The following is a 3,325-nucleotide window of genomic DNA, read 5'->3' as shown; positions in this document are numbered from 1 at the left end:
CTTCTGCGGCGGCGATGGCGCCGGGATACCGACCGCAGGCGAATCCGGCCGGGCCGGCGGCGGCTCGGCGGGAACCGGGGACGGGCCGGCGAGGCAGCGATCGAGAGACGCGAGCGCATCGGCCGGCATGGCCGGGTCCGCTTCGCCCTTGAGGGCCGCGACATAGGCCTCGATCCGGTCCAGGGCGAGGTGGACGGCCCCCGTCGCCTCACGGTCGAGGGCGGCGTCGCCGGCGACGATTCGCTCGAACAGGGTCTCGAGCCGATGCGCCACGGCCTCGACCTTCGGCAGGTCCACCGCCCGCGAGGCGCCCTTCAGGCTGTGCGCCCGGCGGAAGACGTCGTTCCAGTCGGGAGGGACGTTCCCGGCCGCACCGGCCAAGGAAACGTGGGCCAAGGAGACATGGGCCAAGGAGACATGGGCCAAGGCGGCGCGGATCGCATCGATATGCTCGCGATGTTCGACCTCGAAGGCCGCGAGGAGCTGCTGGCGGATATCCATCGGTCGGTTGCGCCCGGCCTCTCCCGTCAGTGCCGGTATCGGTCGGCGAGGGTCAGGAGCGCCTGGGCGAGTTCGGTGAGATTGGCGGAGGCCGCCTCGACCTCGCGGGTCCCGGCGGCGGTCTGCTGGCTCGCCTGCCGGATGTTCTGGAGGGCGCCCATCACCTGCTCGATGCCGAGCTGCTGCTGGTTGGTGGAGGCGACGATCTGCTGGAAGGTCTGGACGCTCTCCTCGACCTTGGCGGTGATCTCCTCGATGGTCCGCTGGGTCGTGTCCGAGCGGGCCTTGCCGGTCATGGTGCGCTTGACCGCCTCCTCGGTGAGCATGACCGAGGTGTTGATGCCCCGCTGGATCTCCGAGAGGATGGTGCGCACCTGCGCGGTGGCCGCCTTGGCCTGATCGGCGAGCAGCTTCATCTCCGAGGCGACGACGGCGAAGCTCCGGCCGCTCTCGCCCGCCGCCGCCGCCTCGATCGCCGCGTTGAGCGCCAGCAGGTGGGTGCGCTCCGAGATGTCGTTGACGGTGGTGATGATCTCGCCGATCGCCTGGGTCTTCTCGCTCAGCGAGACGATGTTGCCGGCCACCGCCTCCGCCTGCTCGCGGATGGCGTCCATGGCCTTGGCCGTATCGGCCACCGCCCGCAGGCCGGCCCGCGAGATCTGCGCGGTGGATTGGGCGGTGGCGATCACCTCGCTCGCCCGCTTGCCGATCTGGGCGCCGGAATGGGTGATCTCGTCGACCGTGGCGGCGGTCTCCTGCACGGCCGCGAACTGCTCCTCGACGCTGGCCGCCTGTTCCTGGGCGGAAGCGCGGATCTCGGCGGCGGCGGCATTGAGGTCGGAGGTGGCCGCCCGGTTGGTGCGCGCAAGGTCGGCGAGGCCGGAGACCATGGTGTTCAGGGTCGATGCCAGGCGGCCGATCTCGTCGGAGCCGGTGCGCCCGAGCGTCCGCGTCAGGTCGCCCGACCCCACATGCTCGGCGAAGGCCATGACCTCTTCGAGGGGCTTGACCACGCCCCGGCGGATGAGGCCCGTGACCACGATGCTCAGAACGACGCAGAGCGCGAGGATGAGGCCGATGGAGACGAGGCTGCGCTCGTAGATGTCGCTGGAGCGGCGCTGGCCCGCATCGATTCCCTGGTCGAGCAGGTCGCGGGTGCGGTCGAGATCGCGCAGGAACTCGTCCTGGATGCGGTTGAGATCGTCGTTGCGGGCTTCCACCCCCTCGACGTCCTTGGCCAGGATGGCGGCGAGTTGCACCTCGCTGGCGGTGCGCAGCTTCCGGAAATCCGCCGCGGCGGCGCTGGCGGCCTCGCCGAGCCGCTTCCAGATCGCCGAGCGCTCGGGAGAGGGGGCCGTGGCGCCATAGCCGTCGGCGGTGCGGATGGTGTCGACGAGGATCGCCTCCGCCTCGGACGCCACGCGGCGCCAGGTATCGACGTTCGCGGCGATCTCGCCATCGGGGCGGTTGCGCATCAAAGCCGCGATGACGCCGTTGCGGCGAAGGCTGCCGAGGTCGCGCGACTTGTTGCCGAGATCGTCGAGCTTGCGCGCGATGGTCAGGTCGCGCGTGACGATCGTCGCGGTATTGTCGCGGACGGCTCCGATCTGGCCCAGCGCGTAGACGCCGAGCCCCACCATCACCAGGGTGATGGCGACGAAGCCGATGAGGATCCGTTTTCCGATCGAGATCGACACGCTGGGCGACGCTCCGAAACCGCTCGACGGGAAAGGCTCCGGGGGAGCCTTGCCGTCAGCCTTGAGGCAGGTATCGCCGCAGGAGACGCGGCAGATCGATGACGACGAAGCCGGCCTCTCCGCCCTGATGGGCGGCCTCCGGGCCGGGAGCCGGTGCATAGCCCGAAACCGCATCCGCACCAAAGCCGCCCGTGAGAACCGGTTCGGTCGTGAGCGCGCCGTCCACGTCCGCGACGGCGAGAACCCGGTCGACGGCGAGGGCCACGGGGGCGATGCCGCCGCGCAGGACGAGGATGTGGCCCGTCGCCGTCGAGGACTCGGCCCGCGAAGAATCCGCCCGTGAAGAATCCGCCCGCGAGGGAAGCGGACGCGAGAGGGCGCCCGCGAGGCTGAGCACGCTGACGACGCGGCCGGAGAGGGCGATCAGGCCGAGGAGTTCCGGGGGCGCCCCCGGAACGGGCGTGTAGGTCCGCGCCGGCACCACCTGGACGACGGAGTCCAGGGGCAGGCCGTAGCGGTCGTCCCCGGCGGCGCAGACCAGGAACGGGCGGGTCGCCGCCCGATGGGCGATGTCGACGCCCCGGCGGGCGAGCGCGGCCGTGCGCTCGTCGAGCAGCCTCCGGATGCGCGGATCGTCGGAGGTGTCCCCTGCGGCCGGTGCGATCACGATACAGATGTCCTCATGCGCAGGCGGGCGTCCTCCACGCTTTCGACCAATCGTCCGGCGCTCAGCCCGTCGCCTTCGCGGAGCAGGGTGTCGGGCGGCTGGTCGCGGCCGAAGCGGACGGCGTTGTCGAAGGCCCGGCGGGCCTCGGCCTCGCGTCCCTGGGCGCCGAGCAGCAGGCCGAGCTGGTAATGCGCCATCACGAAGGTGCGGTCGAGATAGAGCGCCCCGCGCAGGGCACGCTCGGCCTCCGCCTCTCGGCCGAGGTCGTAGGCGAGAAGACCGTCGTAATAGTGCAGCCGCGCATCGGTGGGGGTGGTCAGGAGGGCCGCCTGAACCCTGCGCCACCCTTCCGCGATCTGCCCGGAATCGGCGAGACCCCGGATCGCGTCCAGCACCACCTCGACATCCTCCGGCCCGGCCCCGTCGAGCGAGGGCGAGGGCGAGGGCGGGGGCGGGGGCG

The 3,325-nt window shown here is 71.4% G+C and carries 3 protein-coding genes and 1 pseudogene; all 4 read right to left on the bottom strand.

Features of this window, described 5'->3' with window-relative positions:
* The coding region (locus FV220_RS24510; RefSeq protein ID WP_246689537.1) for an Hpt domain-containing protein at nt 1-501 on the bottom strand (501 nt) is incomplete at its 3' end.
* Nucleotides 502-527: 26 nt separating this feature from the next.
* Entirely contained in the window at nt 528-2,198 is a 1,671-nt protein-coding gene (locus tag FV220_RS24505) for a methyl-accepting chemotaxis protein (RefSeq protein WP_147833529.1), read from the bottom strand.
* 55 nt (nt 2,199-2,253) lie between these two features.
* The gene (locus FV220_RS24500) at nt 2,254-2,865 is read right to left on the bottom strand and encodes a chemotaxis protein CheW (RefSeq protein WP_147833528.1); all 612 of its coding nucleotides are present in this window, start codon (nt 2,863-2,865) and stop codon (nt 2,254-2,256) included.
* Nucleotides 2,862-3,325: pseudogene (locus tag FV220_RS24495) on the bottom strand (protein-glutamate methyltransferase); the annotation flags it as partial. The gene FV220_RS24500 and the pseudogene FV220_RS24495, both read right to left, overlap by 4 nt.

It is taken from the genome of Methylobacterium sp. WL19 (assembly GCF_008040005.1).
Lineage (GTDB): Bacteria > Pseudomonadota > Alphaproteobacteria > Rhizobiales > Beijerinckiaceae > Methylobacterium > Methylobacterium bullatum.
Note: the sequence above shows the minus strand (reverse complement) of the source record. Positions and strands in the feature narration are given on the sequence as shown.